9 protein-coding genes are annotated in these 14,544 nt (G+C 68.1%); 3 read left to right on the top strand and 6 right to left on the bottom strand.

What is annotated here, in order from left to right; genetic code table 11:
• Window positions 1–314: 314 nt before the first annotated feature.
• Entirely contained in the window at window positions 315–4,199 is a 3,885-nt protein-coding gene (gene purL, locus QP552_RS02850; protein WP_181358260.1) for a phosphoribosylformylglycinamidine synthase, read from the bottom strand.
• Between the two features lie 868 nt (window positions 4,200–5,067).
• Here purL and QP552_RS02845 point away from each other — a divergent pair.
• Complete coding sequence (locus tag QP552_RS02845) at window positions 5,068–7,167, top strand: glycosyl hydrolase family 18 protein (RefSeq protein ID WP_286074921.1); 2,100 nt, start codon at window positions 5,068–5,070, stop codon at window positions 7,165–7,167.
• Window positions 7,168–7,289: 122 nt separating this feature from the next.
• Here the strand turns inward: QP552_RS02845 and QP552_RS02840 are convergent, their stop codons facing one another.
• Together QP552_RS02840 and xerD are read right to left on the bottom strand one after the other, a co-directional pair.
• A complete protein-coding gene (locus tag QP552_RS02840) occupies window positions 7,290–8,075 on the bottom strand; it encodes a DsbC family protein (RefSeq protein WP_106551150.1) in 786 nt (261 codons plus the stop codon).
• Window positions 8,076–8,175: 100 nt separating this feature from the next.
• A complete protein-coding gene (xerD, locus tag QP552_RS02835) occupies window positions 8,176–9,153 on the bottom strand; it encodes a site-specific tyrosine recombinase XerD (protein WP_286074920.1) in 978 nt (325 codons plus the stop codon).
• A 56-nt stretch (window positions 9,154–9,209) separates the two neighbouring features.
• Here xerD and QP552_RS02830 point away from each other — a divergent pair, with 56 nt between their 5' ends.
• Window positions 9,210–9,701: an RDD family protein gene (locus tag QP552_RS02830; RefSeq protein WP_106551148.1), complete on the top strand. Its 492-nt coding sequence runs from the start codon at window positions 9,210–9,212 to the stop codon at window positions 9,699–9,701.
• A gap of 95 nt (window positions 9,702–9,796) precedes the next feature.
• Here the strand turns inward: QP552_RS02830 and QP552_RS02825 are convergent, their stop codons facing one another.
• From QP552_RS02825 to lptF, 3 genes are all read right to left on the bottom strand, one after another.
• Complete coding sequence (locus QP552_RS02825) at window positions 9,797–10,669, bottom strand: hypothetical protein (RefSeq protein WP_111111353.1); 873 nt, start codon at window positions 10,667–10,669, stop codon at window positions 9,797–9,799.
• 77 nt (window positions 10,670–10,746) lie between these two features.
• Window positions 10,747–11,853 carry an LPS export ABC transporter permease LptG gene (gene lptG / locus QP552_RS02820; protein WP_286074918.1) on the bottom strand — a complete coding sequence of 369 codons (1,107 nt, stop codon included), beginning with the start codon at window positions 11,851–11,853 and terminating at the stop codon, window positions 10,747–10,749.
• A complete protein-coding gene (gene lptF, locus QP552_RS02815) occupies window positions 11,850–12,932 on the bottom strand; it encodes an LPS export ABC transporter permease LptF (RefSeq protein ID WP_106551145.1) in 1,083 nt (360 codons plus the stop codon). The genes lptG and lptF overlap by 4 nt, the downstream gene beginning before the upstream one ends.
• A gap of 104 nt (window positions 12,933–13,036) precedes the next feature.
• Here lptF and QP552_RS02810 point away from each other — a divergent pair, with 104 nt between their 5' ends.
• Window positions 13,037–14,515 carry a leucyl aminopeptidase gene (locus QP552_RS02810; protein WP_286074916.1) on the top strand — a complete coding sequence of 493 codons (1,479 nt, stop codon included), beginning with the start codon at window positions 13,037–13,039 and terminating at the stop codon, window positions 14,513–14,515.
• The last annotated feature ends 29 nt before the right edge of the window (window positions 14,516–14,544 follow it).

The following is a 14,544-nucleotide window of genomic DNA, read 5'->3' as shown; positions in this document are numbered from 1 at the left end:
CGACAGAAAACCGAGCGCGTGCGCCAACCGGTTACTGCGAAATGAATGATTCTGAAACGGGGTTCAAGTGTTAACGGCAACTTTGCAGATCGTCAAGACTTTGACACGACAAATCCTGTTGCCGTGAAGTAGTTCACTTTTTCGCCTGTTTATAAAAGGATTTTGTTAGCGATGCGTGACGATACTTTGTCGCCTGAAAATCCATGTAACTAGCGGGCGCATCAGGATTTTCACGCGCGCAAAGAAAAAACCCGCCGATCAACGGCGGGTTTTTCCATACGCGGCGGCATTGATGCCTGCGCGATGTGGTGCGATCAGCCGCACCACACCCGCGCGTTGCGGAACATGCGCATCCACGGCGAATCACCCTGCCACTCGGCCGGGGCCCAGCTCATGTTGAGCGCACGCGGGGTGCGTTCCGGGTGCGGCATCATGATGGTCACGCGGCCGTCGCTGCTGGTCAGGCCGGTGATGCCGTCCGGCGAACCGTTCGGATTCAGCGGGTACTGGCTGGCCACGTTGCCGTGGCCATCGATGTAGCGCAGCGAAACACGGGCCGCGGCCTGGTCGACCGCGTTGTCGAACACCGCCTGGCCTTCGCCATGCGCCACTGCCACCTGCAGGCGCGAACCGGCCATGCCACGCAGCAGGATCGATGGAGACTCCACCACTTCCAGCAGCGCGGTACGGGCTTCGAACTGCTCGCTGGCGTTGCGGCGGAACTGCGGCCAGTGTTCGGCACCGGGAATGATGTCCTTCAGCTGGCTCATCATCTGGCAGCCGTTGCACACGCCCAGGGCGAAGCTGTCCTCGCGCGCGAAGAACGCGGCAAAGGCATCGCGCAGCGCACTGCGCTCCAGGATCGAAGTCGCCCAGCCACGGCCAGCGCCAAGCACGTCGCCGTAGCTGAAGCCGCCGCAGGCGACCAGGCCGGTGAAATCCTGCAGGGCGACGCGGCCTTCGATCAGGTCGCTCATGTGCACATCGAAGGGGCGGAAGCCGGCACGTTCGAAGATGTTCGCCATTTCGATCTGGCCGTTGACGCCCTGCTCGCGCAGCACGGCCACGCGCGGACGCGCACCGGTGCTGATGAACGGGGCGGCCACGTCTTCATTGATGTCGAAGCTGAGCTTGGGCTTCAGGCCCGGTGCGTTGAAGGCACGGGCGATCTCACGCTCGGCATCGGCGTTGGCCGGGTTGTCGCGGCGCTTCTGCATGGCGTGGGTGACCGACCACCAGGCGTCGAACAGCGCTTCCCAGCGCCATTCGGCCAGGTTCTCGCCAGCCAGCGACACACGCACCACCGGTGCGGTGGTCGGCTTGGCGATGCGCTGCGCGCACTCGGTCAGTGCATGGCGCTCGACCAGGTCAGCAAAGGCGGCGCGGTCTTCGCGCGCGATCTGCACCACCGCGCCCAGTTCTTCGTTGAACAGGCTGCGGAACGGATCGTCGCCCCAGGCGTCGAGGGTGATGTCCAGCCCCAGGCGCGAGGTGAAGGCCATTTCGCACAGCGCGGCGAAGGCACCGCCGTCGCTGCGGTCGTGGTAGGCCAGCAGCAGGCCGGCCTGGCGCGCATCGCGGATCAGTTCGAAGAAACCGCGCAGGCGCTGCGGGTCGTCCAGATCCGGGGCGGCACCGGCGAAGGCCGGCAGGTCTCCGTGGTCGGCATGCACCTGGGCCAGGATCGAACCGCCCAGGCGCTGCTTGCCGGCGCCGAGGCCGATCAGCCACAGCTCGCTTTCGACGTCGCGGTCGAGCAGCGGGGTCAGCTGCTGGCGCACGTCGGCGACCGGCGCGAACGCGGAGATCACCAGCGACACCGGCGACACGCTCTTGTGCGCTTCGCCCTGGTCGTGCCACTGCGCCTGCATCGACAGCGAGTCCTTGCCCACCGGAATGCTGATGTCCAGCTGCGGGCACAGTTCCATGCCCACGGCCTTCACCGCGTCGTACAGCAGCGCGTCTTCGCCCGGGTGGCCGGCCGCGGCCATCCAGTTCGCCGACAGCTTGATCTCATCCAGCGCATCGACCGGGGCCGCGCACAGGTTGGTCAGCGCTTCGCCCACCGCCATGCGTGCCGAAGCTGCCGCATCGAGCAGGGCCAGCGGGGTGCGCTCGCCAATCGACATCGCTTCACCGGCCACGCCGTCGAAGTCGGCCACGGTGATGGCCACATCGGCCACCGGCAGCTGCCACGGGCCAACCATCTGTTCGCGTGCGGTCAGGCCGCCGACGCTGCGGTCACCGATGGTGACCAGGAAGTTCTTCGAGGCCACCGTCGGGTGCGCAAGCACGCGCAGGCCCGCTTCCTGCAGATCCAGACCCGCAGTCTTCAGCGCCGGCCAGCGCGGTGCCGGCGGATGCGCGGTATCGCGGTGCATCTTCGGCGGCTTGCCGAACAGCACGTCCATCGGCAGGTCGATCGGCGCATCGGCCGGGGTGTGGCCCGGCACGGCACCGTAAGCCACCACCAGGTGTTCCTCGGCGGTGGCCACGCCGACCGCAGCGAACGGGCAGCGCTCGCGGGCGCACAGCGCGGCGAACTCGGCCAGGCGCTCCTGGGCCACGCCCAGCACGTAGCGTTCCTGCGATTCGTTGCACCACAGCTGCATCGGCGACAGCGACGGATCATCGGTGGGCACCTTGCCCAGATCGATCACGCCACCGACCTTGGAGTCGTGCAGCAGTTCGGGGATGGCATTGGACAGGCCACCGGCGCCGACGTCGTGGAAGAACTTGATCGGGTTGTTGGCGCCCATCGCTACGCAGCGGTCGATGACCTCCTGGCAGCGGCGTTCCATTTCCGGGTTGTCGCGCTGCACGCTGGCGAAGTCCAGGTCCTCGGCGCTTTCGCCGGAGGCCACCGAGCTGGCGGCACCGCCGCCCAGGCCGATCAGCATTGCCGGGCCACCGAGCACGATGACCGCATCACCGGCCTGCAGCTGGATCTTGTCGACCTGGATGCGGTCGATGGCGCCGAGGCCACCGGCCAGCATGATCGGCTTGTCGTAGGCGCGGACCAGGTCGGCGCCTTCAGGCAGCTCGAAGCTGCGGAAGTAGCCGAGCAGGTTCGGGCGGCCGAACTCGTTGTTGAACGCGGCGCCGCCGAGCGGGCCATCGGTCATGATTTCCAGCGCCGGCGCCATGCGCGGGTTCAGCGCGCGCGGCGCTTCCCACGGCTGCGGCAGCTCGGGAATGCGCAGGTGCGAGACCGAGAACCCGGTCAGGCCCGCCTTCGGCTTGCCGCCGCGGCCGGTCGCGCCTTCATCGCGGATTTCACCACCGGCGCCGGTCGAGGCGCCCGGGAACGGTGCGATGGCGGTCGGGTGGTTGTGGGTCTCCACCTTGATCTGGAACGCGCTGGGCACCTGCGGTTCACGACGGTACTCGCCGCTGGCCGGATCCGGGCGGTAGCGCGAGGCCGGATGGCCTTCGATCACCGCAGCGTTGTCGCTGTACGCGCTGAGCGTGTGCTGCGGGGTCTGCTGGTGGGTGTTCTTGATCATCCGGAACAGCGAGCGGTCCTGCTCCTGGCCGTCGATGGTCCAGCTGGCGTTGAAGATCTTGTGCCGGCAGTGCTCGGAATTGGCCTGCGCGAACATCATCAGTTCGACGTCCGACGGCGCGCGGCCCAGCGCGGTGAAGCGTTCGCGCAGGTAATCGATCTCGTCCTGGGCCATGGCCAGGCCGAGGCGCTCGTTGGCGGCCTCCAGCTGGTCCACCGGCACGCGTTCCAGTTCGCCACGGGCCGGCGCCGAGAACAGTGCCTGGCCCTGCTGCACGGTCTCCAGCACCGACTGCGTCATCGGGTCGTGCAACGCCTTGACCAGCGCCTGCTGCACGTCGGCATCGGCCGGCCAGCCCTGCACGTCGATGCGCAGGCCTCGCTCGACCCGGCTCACCGGCTGGCCGGCACCGCGCACCAGTTCGGTGGCCTTGCTCGACCACGGCGACAGCGTACCCAGGCGCGGCACCACGATGCGGCTGACCGCGCCGTCGGCCACGGCTTCTGCCTGCGGCGCAGCTTCGAGGATGCGGCACAGGGTGGCGAGGTCGGGAGCGGCGCTGCCTTCGGGCTGCACGAAGTAGACGTGCCAGGCACCGCTGATGCGCAGGGAGGGAGCGATGGACTGCAGGCGGGATTCAAGACGTTCGCGGCGGAACGGCGACAGGGCGGGCGCGCCCTCGAGGACCATCATGTCCGGGGAACCGTAGTTGGGAAACGGGCCCGACATTGTACCGGAAGCGGGGGAAGGGCTTTGGCCGGGCGGCGCCCGGCACCCGCCGAGGCCAGGGCAACGGCAACGGCAACGGCCAAAGCAAAAGCTGGGTTCCCGTGGGATGGCGGGGTGGGTCCGGTGGCGGGGGACGCCGTAAACCCGTCCTTGGGGGCTTGGCCGCGGCATCCATGCCGCGGACACCCCCGCCACCGGACCCACCCCGCCTTCGACAGATCTCCGCGATCTGCCGGAACGGCACGGGGTCCGATCCCATTGCTTCGCAACGGGCTCTGACCCTGGATTTGTTGCGATATCTGATGGATCCATCCACGCGTGGCGTGGATCTACTGGCGGTCCCGAGAACGGGTAGATCCACGCCATGCGTGGATGGGAGCGAAGCGACCTGCTTTTGCTTTTGATTTCTTGTTCTGCCTTTCGTGGCTGGCCGCGCAGGAACCTGTCCGTGGCCGGGTGGGTGGGCATCGCGGGGGTGTCCGCGGCATGGATGCCGCGGCCAAGCCCCCAAGGACGGGTTTACGGCGTCCCCCGCGATGCCCACCCGCCCGGCCAAACCCATGAAATCGCGCTGCGACCCGCCACGAGGGGCTCCGCCGATGGCCGCCGACCGCGCGCAGCGCCGCTTTCCGCCTGAATCCCGGAACCATGCGCTTGCTCACGGATTGACCACACAATTGATGACAACGTTGTCCCCACCTGGTGCCGGACTCTCTCCCCGGCCTCCCAGGTACCCCGTCCGCCCCCTCCGTCGCCTTCCCGGGCGATGCCCGGACCTGCGTCACGCGCGGCGCCATCGGGGCCCGCGCGCCCTTTGATCGGAGACTTACCCATGTACGACCCGATTGTGCGCAGTGCCGAACGTGCGACCCGAAGCTGTCGTCCCCGCCGCCTGGCCTGGCTGCTTGCCCTGGCCGCCGGTACCGCCGCCCTGCCCGGCCTGGCGCAGGCCGCCAGCTGTGCCGGCGTGGCCCAGTGGGACCAGGCCAAGATCTACCGGGCCGGCGATACCCTGCAGAAAGGAGGCGTCCTCTATCGGGCGAACCAGGACATCTGGAACGCGCCGCCGGACCATCCGGCCGGTGCGCCCTACTACACCAACCTTGGCGCCTGCGATGGCAGCGGCAGCAACCAGCCGCCGGTGGTCAGCCTGACCTCGCCGGCCAACGGCGCCACCTTCAGCGCCGGCAGCACGGTCAACGTGACCGCCAACGCCAGCGACCCGGACGGCAGCGTGGCCAAGGTCGAGTTCTTCCGCGACGGCGCCTCGCTGGGCATCGCCACCAGTGCGCCGTATGCGACCAACTGGGCCAACGCCAGCGCCGGCAGCCACACCCTGCGCGCGGTGGCCACCGACAACAACAACGCCACCAGCAGCACGCCGACCATCACCATCACCGTCAACGCCGCCGGTGGCGATACCACCGCGCCGAGCGTGCCGGGTGGGCTGGCAGTGGGCACGCGCACCGCCAACAGCATCGCGCTCAGCTGGAGCCCGTCCACCGACAATACCGGTGGCAGCGGCGTGGCCGGCTATGACGTGTACCGCAATGGCAGCCTGGTCGGTTCACCGTCCAGCGCCAGCTATGTCGATGGCGGCCTGACCGCGTCGACCACCTACCGCTACCGTGTGCGCGCCCGCGACAACGCCGGCAACGCGTCGGCACAGGGCACCGAGATCAGCGCCACCACGCTGGCCGGCGACGGCGGTACCACCGGCAAGCGGGTCATCGGCTACTTCACCCAGTGGGGCATCTACGGCCGCAACTACCGGGTCAAGAACATCGACAGCAGCGGTTCGGCCGCGCGCCTGACCCACATCAACTACGCCTTCGGCAACGTGCGCAACAACCGCTGCGAAGTGGGCATCACCCAGCCGTCGGATCCGAACAGCGGTGCCGGTGGCGATGCGTTCGCCGACTACACCAAGGCCTTCAGCGCCGCCGAGAGCGTCAGCGGCAGCGCCGATACCTGGGACCAGCCGCTGCGCGGCAACTGGAACCAGCTCAAGCAGCTCAAGGCCAAGTACCCGGGCATGAAGGTGCTGATCTCGCTGGGTGGCTGGACCTGGTCGCGCGGCTTCTCCAGCGCGGCACGCCCGGAAAACCGCCAGGCCTTCGTCGCCTCGTGCATCGATGCCTACATCAAGGGCAACCTGCCGGTGACCGACGGTGCCGGTGGCGCCGGTGCCGCGCTGGGAGTGTTCGACGGCATCGACATCGACTGGGAATACCCGGTGGCGTGCGGCATCGAGTGCGGCAAGCCGGAAGACAACGCCAACTTCACCGCGCTGATGGCCGAGTTCCGCCGCCAGCTCGATGCGGTGCGTCCGGGCCTGTTGCTGACGGTGGCGGTGGGCGCCGGCATCGACAAGATCCGCGTCACCGATCCGGCCGCGTACCACCCGTACCTGGACTACATCAACGTGATGACCTACGACTTCCACGGCGCGTGGGATGCGAAGACCAATCACCAGTCGGCGCTGTTCGATTCGCCGAATGATCCGTCCACCGGCGACCAGAAGCTGTACAACAGCAACGACGCCATCGAGGCCTTCATCAGCCGTGGCGTGCCCGCCGCCAAGCTCAACCTGGGCATCGGTTACTACGGGCGTGGCTGGACCGGTGTGGCCAATGCCAACAACGGCCTGTACCAGACCGCCACCGGCGCCGCCCCGGGCACGTATGAGGCCGGCATCGAAGACTGGAAGGTGCTGAAGAACCTGGCGTGGCCGGGCTACACCGACAACACCGCCGGTGCCACCTGGATCTACAACGGCAGCACGCTGTGGAGCTTCGATACCCCGGCCAACATCACCCGCAAGATGGGCTATGTGAAGACCCAGGGCCTGGGCGGCGCGTTCGTCTGGGAGTTCAGTGGTGACGATGCACAGGGCACGCTGACCAAGGCGGTCAGTGACGGCCTGAAGTAAGGAAAAAGCCGGGGATGCGACACGCATCCCCGGCTTCGTTCGAATGATGCATCCGCCGGGCATGGCCCGGCGCTACCCGCCCACCCTCGGTAGCGCCGGGCCATGCCCGGCGGCATTCCCGGTCAGCGCTTGGCCGACAGCTTTTCCAGCGCCGCGCGCAGCTGTGCCGGCGGCAGGTAGCCGCCCAGCTGGGTGCCGTCCGGGGCGAAGATCGCCGGCGTGCCGTTCACGCCCAGCTGCTGGCCCAGTGCGTACTGCATCGCCACCGGGTTGGTGCAGTTCTTGGCCGGCACGCTGCCACCGCGCTTGGCGTTGGTCAGTGCCTGGCGACGATCTGCCGCACACCAGACCGAGATCATGTCGGTGTAGTCCTTGCTGCCCAGGCCCATGCGCGGAAACGCCAGGTACTCGACGGAGATGCCGTTGCGGTTCAGTTCGGCGATGTCCTGGTGCAGCTTGCGGCAGTATCCGCATTCGATGTCGGTGAACACGCTGATGGTGTACTTGGCGTTCGGCGCAGCGAACACGATGCGGTCGCCATGGTTGGCCTTGGCCAGCAGATCGCGGCGGTAGCCGAGCAGGCCTTCGCTGTTGGCCGGGCCCTTGGCGCGGGTGTCGTACGGCTGCGACTGGAACAGGTAACGGCCGTCGTCGGAGACGTACAGCAGCTGGCCCGACACCACCACCTCGCGGAAGCCGGGGAACGGCGCGGCGCCGATGTAGTCGATCTGGAAACCGGGATTCAGCGCGGTCAACGCGGCACGCACGGCCTGGTCGGCCGGCGCGTTGGCGGCCGGGCCGGCCTTGGCAGCAGCGGCAGCAGGTGCCTTGGCGGCTGGCGGGGCCGGCTGGGCGCAGGCAGTCAGGCTGAGCGCACCGAACACGGCGGCGATGGCAAATCGGAGCATGGAACGGTCCGCGACAGAAGAAGACCCCGGATTCTGACACAGCCACCGGCACCGGGCCGCGACGCCGCGCACCGCCCGGGGCCAGGGTTCAGGCCACGGCTCAGCCGCGCGGATGATGCCGGGCGTGCAGTTTCTGCAGGTGCTCGCGCGCCACCAGGGTGTAGATCTGGGTGGTGGACAGCGAGCTGTGGCCGAGCAGCATCTGCAGCGCGCGCAGATCGGCGCCGCGATTGAGCAGGTGGGTGGCGAAGCTGTGGCGCAGGCCATGCGGGCTGATCCGCGCCGGGTCGATGCCGGCTACCTGCGCATGGCGCTTGACCAGGTGCCAGAACGCCTGCCGGGTCAGCGCATGCAGCGTCGGCTCGACGAACAATGGCGTCTGCCCATCCGCCAGTGCCTGCACCCTGCCCTTGCCGACCAGCAGTGGGCGTGACTGCTGCAGATAGCGTTCCAGCCAGTGCTGCGACTCCTCGCCCAGCGGCACCAGCCGTTCCTTGCTGCCCTTGCCGGTGACCCGCAGCACGCCCTGGCGCAGGTTGACGGCGGTGGCCGGCAACAGCACCAGTTCGCTCACGCGCAGGCCGGCGGCATACATCAGCTCCAGCATGGCGCGATCGCGCAGGCCCAGCGGGCTGTCGACATCCGGTGCCGCCAGCAGCGCGTCGATCTGGCTCTCGGCCAGTGCCTTGGGCAGCAGCCGAGGCAACCTGGGTGGGTCCAGCAGCGCGCTGGGGTCTTCGCTGCGATCGCCCCGGCGCACGCCATCGGCGAAGAACGCGCGCAACGCCGACAACAGGCGGGCATTGCTTCGTGGCGACCAGCCATGCCGGGTGCGCCAGGCCAGGTAGTCGAACAATCCCGGACGTTCAATGCCGGCCAGGCCACCGCCGCGCCCGTCCATCCAGCGTGCCAACCCTTCCAGGTCGCGCCGGTAGCTGTCGAGGGTGGCGCGGGCCAGGCCGTTCTCGGCCCAGATCGCATCGAGGAAACGCTGGATGCGCGCACTGTCATCGGCACGCAGTTCCGGCAGTTGCTGCACCAGCTGGCGGCGTTCGGCGGGGGTGGAAACAGAGGCCATGCGTGCAGGATACGAGGGCCACTGCGGATGCGGCCAGCATTGCGTATGCTCGGCGCATGTCCCGCCCCGCCATTGATACGGCCCCTGCGGCCGCTACCGAGCTGCCACGCCCGCGCGCATTGCTGCTGTGGCGCGCGCTGGCGATGGTCTACGACGCGCTGCCGGTGCTGGCGCTGTGGATGCTGGCCGGCACCCTGTTCACCCTTGCCTACACCTTCAGCGGCCACGCCCAGCGCGAGAACATCGCACCGTTCAGCGCCTGGCAGTGGCTGCTGTGGGCAGTGTGCTGGCTCATCACGGGGTGGTATGCCACGGCCAGCTGGCGCCGCGGCGGGCAGACGCTGGGCATGCGGCCGTGGCGGTTGAAGCTGGAATCGAGTGATGGCGCGCCCCTGCGACGCACGCAGCTTTGGCTGCGCTTCGCAGTGGGCACGCTGTCGCTGCTGCTGGGCGGCCTGGGATTCTGGTGGGCGTGGATCGACCGCCAGCGGCTGACCTGGCACGACCGCGCCAGCGGCACCCGCCTGTTGCGGATGCCGAAGCGCTGATGCACGACCTGTAGAGCCGAGCCTACGGTCGGCTGCGTTTCGCGATGCACTCGATAGCCGGGCATGGGCTCGGCTCTACACGATCAACGCAACGATCAGCCTGCGGGTGCCGCATCCGGCAGGATCACCGCTGGCTGCGCCCATATGTCGAAGAACGCCGAAGCAAACGCGTTTGCCTGCACGTCATCGGCCACGGGCACCTGGCCGCTCAACTGCGCGCGGGCCTTCACGAACTCCTGCCACAGCTTCAGGCTTCCCTTCTTCAATCGTTCCTGCTCGCCCGCATCGGAGGCCGCCAGGTACTGCGCGTACAGCTCGCGCATCGGCTTGGCCTGGGCCTCATAGGCGGCGGGAAGCGACGGCAGCTGGGCGGGGGTGAAAGCCACCGATGCCGCCGGCGCCCGGTAGCCGTCCGGCCCGAAAGCCTCCTTCAACTCGTCCCCGGCATCCAGGTAATCGAAGAAGCCGGGCACGTTGTAGAGCTTGGTCCGGTAGTCGGACGACGTATCCGGGCTGTTGGACACCACCATGTCCGGCAGCTCGCCGAGCAGGCCAACATCCCAGCGGCGTGGAATCAGCAGGCCTGTCGCCTTCACATACGGACCTTCGATCTCCACATCATTCAACTCGACTTTCGACACCAGGCCACCGGAGTTGGTCTTGCTGGTGACGTACTGCTCGGTGACGATCACGTACTCGCCCAGCGTCGGGTTGATCAGGCCGCCATTGCCACCGGCATAGACCACCATGCGCACCCTGCCGATCTTCTCGCTCTGCAGACGGTACTGGCCTGGCTGCAGGCTGATGGACACCGCAGTGTGCGGCGCGAGGACGTGCTGCTGATCATCGATCGACAGGGTCACCGGCGTATCGGTCGGGTTGTCGATTTCGAAGTCGACGGGCGATCGGCTGCAGCCGGCCGAAAGCAGCACGGCCGCAATGCACGGCAGAAGGCGGTAGAGGGTCATGTTCATCCTTGAAGTGAAGCGTCCTTGAAGTGAAGCGGAAACAGCCGGGCATGAGCTCGGCCCTGCAACAATCACGATCAGCCCGATTTCCGCCGGAACAGCAACCCCGATACCGCCAGCATCACGATCGGCGGCAACGCATAGGCAATGCGGTAATCGAACTTCAACGCGCCGGCCATGCGGCCGAAGAACAGCTGCAGCAGCCAGAAGCCCAGCGCGAACAGGATACCGAGGAACAGGCGCTTGCCCATGCCACCACTGCGCAGCGAGCCGAACGCGAACGGCACCGCCGCCAGGCACAGCGCCAGCACGTTCACCGGGTAGAACCAGCGGCTCCAGTACACATCTTCGTAGTCGCGCGCATCCAGACCGTTGCGCTCGCGGTATTCGATGCTGGTGCGCAGTTCGGCCACGCTGAGGTTGCGCGGCTTGGCGATGCCGGTGGCCAGCGCGCCGGCGTCCAGCTTGGAGTTCCATGGCTCGCGCGCCACTTCCTCGCGCGTGGCCGAACGTTCACCGAAGGTATCGCGGCGCACGCCGGTCAGCACCCAGCCGTCACGGTCATGCTCGGCCGTGTCCGCATGGGTCAGCGAGGCGATCCCACCATCCTCGGCGATGCGATACAGGCGCACGTCACGCAGGATCAGCCGCGTGCCCTTGTCGCCCACCAGCTGCTCTTCGCCACCGGCGGCGCTGAGGAAGGTATCGCCCTCGCGCGCCCACAGGCCGGAATAACGGGTGGTGGAGATGTCACGCCCCCATTTTGCACTGGACTTCAGCGCGTCGGCCCGGTCCTGGCCCCAGGGGCCCATCGTCTCGGCGCTGAGCACCATCACCGCGGTCAGCAGCGACAGGGCGATGGCCACCGATACGCTCAGGCGCTTGCGCGACAGGCCCAGCGCACGCAGTGCGGTCAGCTCAGAGGTCGCGGCCAGCTGGCCCAGGCCCATCAGCGCACCGATCACCGCAGCGGTGGGGAACATGGTGTAGGCACGGCGTGGCACCGTGTACAGCACCCAGGCGGCAGCGTGCCCCAGGGTGTAGCCGTTCTTGCCGATGTCCTTGAACTCGCCGGAGAACGCCATCACCACGTCCAGGCCCACCAGCACGGCCCAGGTCAGCAGCACCGTGGTGAACACCGACTGGCCGAGATACAGGTCGAAACGCATCGGGCGCAGCCTCATGCGCGGGCTCCCTTCGGACGGCCCAGGCGGCCATCACGTGCATACATCCAGATCGCCAGCGCCAGCAGCGGCAGGGTCAGCCACCAGAGGCCGAGCGCAGGCGGAATCTTGCCGTTGGCAATCCAACCACTGCCGATGAACATCAGGTTGGTGCCCACCATGTAGGCCATCAGCGCCAGCATCATCCGCCCGTAGCGCTGCTGGCGCGGCGAACTGCGGCCCAGCGGCACGGTCAGCAGCGCAAACGCCAGTGCGATCAACGGCGGGGCAAGGCGGCGATGCAGCTGTGCCTGCGCCTCGGGCCGGTCATCGCCGAACAGCTGCGTGGTCGGCATCAGTTCCGGATCATCCCCGGTACGGGTCTGCGCACCGTCGGGCAGGGCCACATCGTTGCGGGCGAAGGTGGCCAGACGGTAATCCAGACCCCCTGCCACCGGTCCTTCCACCTGGTGGCCATCATCCAGTTCCAGGAAGCGCTGGCGGGCGCCTTCGAAGAACATGCGCCCCCCTGCGGCGGACACTACTTCCAGGCGGTCGTCCTTCTGCCGCTGCAGGAAGACCCGGCCCAGCTGGGTACCATCGGGCGAGATCGAGGACAGGTAGACCACGCCTCCATTGGGCAGCTGGGTGAAGCGGCCCGGCTCCAGGCCCGCCATCAGCACGCTGCGGTTGGCCTCGATGATCATCTGCTCGGCCACCCGGCCGGCCCACGGGCCCAGCCACAGCGAGCAGGCGCCGACCAGCAGCACCACCGGCACCACCAGCATCAGCAGCGGCCGCAGCAGGCGCTTGGGGCCCACGCCAATGGCAGTGATGACGGCCATTTCCGAGTCGCGGTACAGGCGGGCCACCGCCAGCAGCAGGCCCAGCATCAGCGCCAGCGGCAGGATCAGCGGCAGGTAGGCGATGAACTGCAGGCCCAGCTGGGAGAACAGCAGCTTGGCAGGCAGGCGCCCGTCGGCGATGTTGCCGAGGATGTCCACCAGCACGCCGCCCACGCTGACCACCAGCAGGACGATCAGGGTAGCCAGGAAACTCTGGACGAAATCGCCCAGCAGGTATCGGTCGAGCTTCAACATGGGGCGGTGGTTTAAACTCTGGGGTTCGTTCGCGGTGCCGCCCAGTCTACTGTCTGGGCGTAAACGGTCCGCGATTGTACGGACTTGCCAATGGAATCTGCTCAATGGCCCTCGAATTCACCCTGAACCACGTTGCTCCGGCCGCCGCCACCGTTGATTGCCTGGTGGTCGGCGCGTATGCCGACCATACCCTGACCCCGGCCGCACAGGCCCTGGACGCCGCCAGCGGCGGCCGCCTGGCCTCGCTGGCCCAGCGCGGCGACCTGTCCGGCAAGACCGGCGCCACCACCCTGCTGCACGACCTGCCGGGCGTGTCCGCCCCGCGCGTGCTGGTGGTCGGCCTCGGCGACGCCGCCCGCTTCGGTGTGCCGCAGTACCTGAAGGCCGTTGGCGACGCCGTGCGCGCGCTGAAGGCCGGCGCTGCCCGCAGCGCACTGTTCACCCTGTCCGAAGTGGCCATCAAGGACCGCGACGTGGCCTGGGCGATCCGCCAGGCGGTGATCGCCGCCGATCACGCCGCCTACCGCTACACCGCCACCCTGGGCAAGAAGAAGGCCGACGACGCCGGCCTGGCCCAGCTGGCCATCGCCGGTGACGACGCCCAGGCCCTGGCCCAGGGCCAGGCCATCGCCGCCGGTGTCGAGTTCGCCCGCGAGCTGGGCAACCTGCCGCCGAACTACTGCACCCCGACCTACCTGGCCGAGGTGGGCGTGAAGTTCGCCGGTGAGCACGACGGTGCCGAGGCCGAGATCCTTGACGAGCACCAGATGGAAGCGCTGGGCATGGGCTCGCTGCTGGCCGTGGCCCGTGGTTCGGCCAACCGCCCGCGCCTGGTCGTGCTGAAGTGGACCGGCGCCGGCGACGCCAAGCCGTACGTGCTGGTCGGCAAGGGCATCACCTTCGATACCGGTGGCGTCAACCTGAAGACCCAGGGCGGCATCGAGGAGATGAAGTACGACATGTGCGGTGGCGCCAACGTCATCGGCACCTTCGTCGCCGCGGTCAAGGCCAAGCTGCCGCTGAACCTGGTGGTGGTGGTGCCGGCGGTGGAGAACGCCATCGACGGCAACGCCTACCGTCCGTCCGACGTGATCACCTCGATGTCGGGCAAGACCATCGAAGTGGGCAACACCGACGCCGAAGGCCGCCTGATCCTGTGCGATGCGCTGACCTACGCGCAGCGCTTCGAGCCGGCCGCGCTGGTCGACGTCGCCACCCTGACCGGTGCCTGCATGGTCGCCCTGGGCCACCAGACCGCCGGCCTGATGAGCAAGCACGACGACCTGGCCAACGAGCTGCTGGCCGCCGGCGAACACGTGTTCGACCGCGCCTGGCGCCTGCCGCTGTGGGACGAGTACCAGCCGATGCTGGATTCGACCTTCGCCGACGTCTACAACATCGGCGGCCGCTGGGCCGGTGCGATCACCGCTGGCTGCTTCCTGTCGCGCTTCGCTGAAGGCCAGCGCTGGGCGCACCTGGACATCGCCGGCGTGGCCAGCGATGAAGGCAAGCGTGGCATGGCCACCGGCCGCCCGGTCGGCCTGCTGAGCCAGTGGCTGCTGGACCAGGCCGCCCGCGCCTGATGCCGTACCCGACCCTGGCCGGCCCCCGC

The sequence above is a fragment of the Stenotrophomonas sp. 59 genome (assembly GCF_030291095.1).
GTDB classification, from domain to species: Bacteria; Pseudomonadota; Gammaproteobacteria; order Xanthomonadales; family Xanthomonadaceae; genus Stenotrophomonas; species Stenotrophomonas maltophilia_Q.
Note: the sequence above shows the minus strand (reverse complement) of the source record. Positions and strands in the feature narration are given on the sequence as shown.

Coding starts and splice junctions, on each gene's coding strand:
- QP552_RS02830 (WP_106551148.1), top strand. CDS start 9,210: ATGTCCCGCCCCGCCATTGATACGGCCCCTGCGGCCGCTACCGAGCTG.
- purL (WP_181358260.1), bottom strand. CDS start 4,199: ATGATGGTCCTCGAGGGCGCGCCCGCCCTGTCGCCGTTCCGCCGCGAA.
- QP552_RS02810 (WP_286074916.1), top strand. CDS start 13,037: ATGGCCCTCGAATTCACCCTGAACCACGTTGCTCCGGCCGCCGCCACC.
- QP552_RS02840 (WP_106551150.1), bottom strand. CDS start 8,075: ATGCTCCGATTTGCCATCGCCGCCGTGTTCGGTGCGCTCAGCCTGACT.
- QP552_RS02845 (WP_286074921.1), top strand. CDS start 5,068: ATGTACGACCCGATTGTGCGCAGTGCCGAACGTGCGACCCGAAGCTGT.
- lptG (WP_286074918.1), bottom strand. CDS start 11,853: ATGAGGCTGCGCCCGATGCGTTTCGACCTGTATCTCGGCCAGTCGGTG.
- QP552_RS02825 (WP_111111353.1), bottom strand. CDS start 10,669: ATGACCCTCTACCGCCTTCTGCCGTGCATTGCGGCCGTGCTGCTTTCG.
- lptF (WP_106551145.1), bottom strand. CDS start 12,932: ATGTTGAAGCTCGACCGATACCTGCTGGGCGATTTCGTCCAGAGTTTC.
- xerD (WP_286074920.1), bottom strand. CDS start 9,153: ATGGCCTCTGTTTCCACCCCCGCCGAACGCCGCCAGCTGGTGCAGCAA.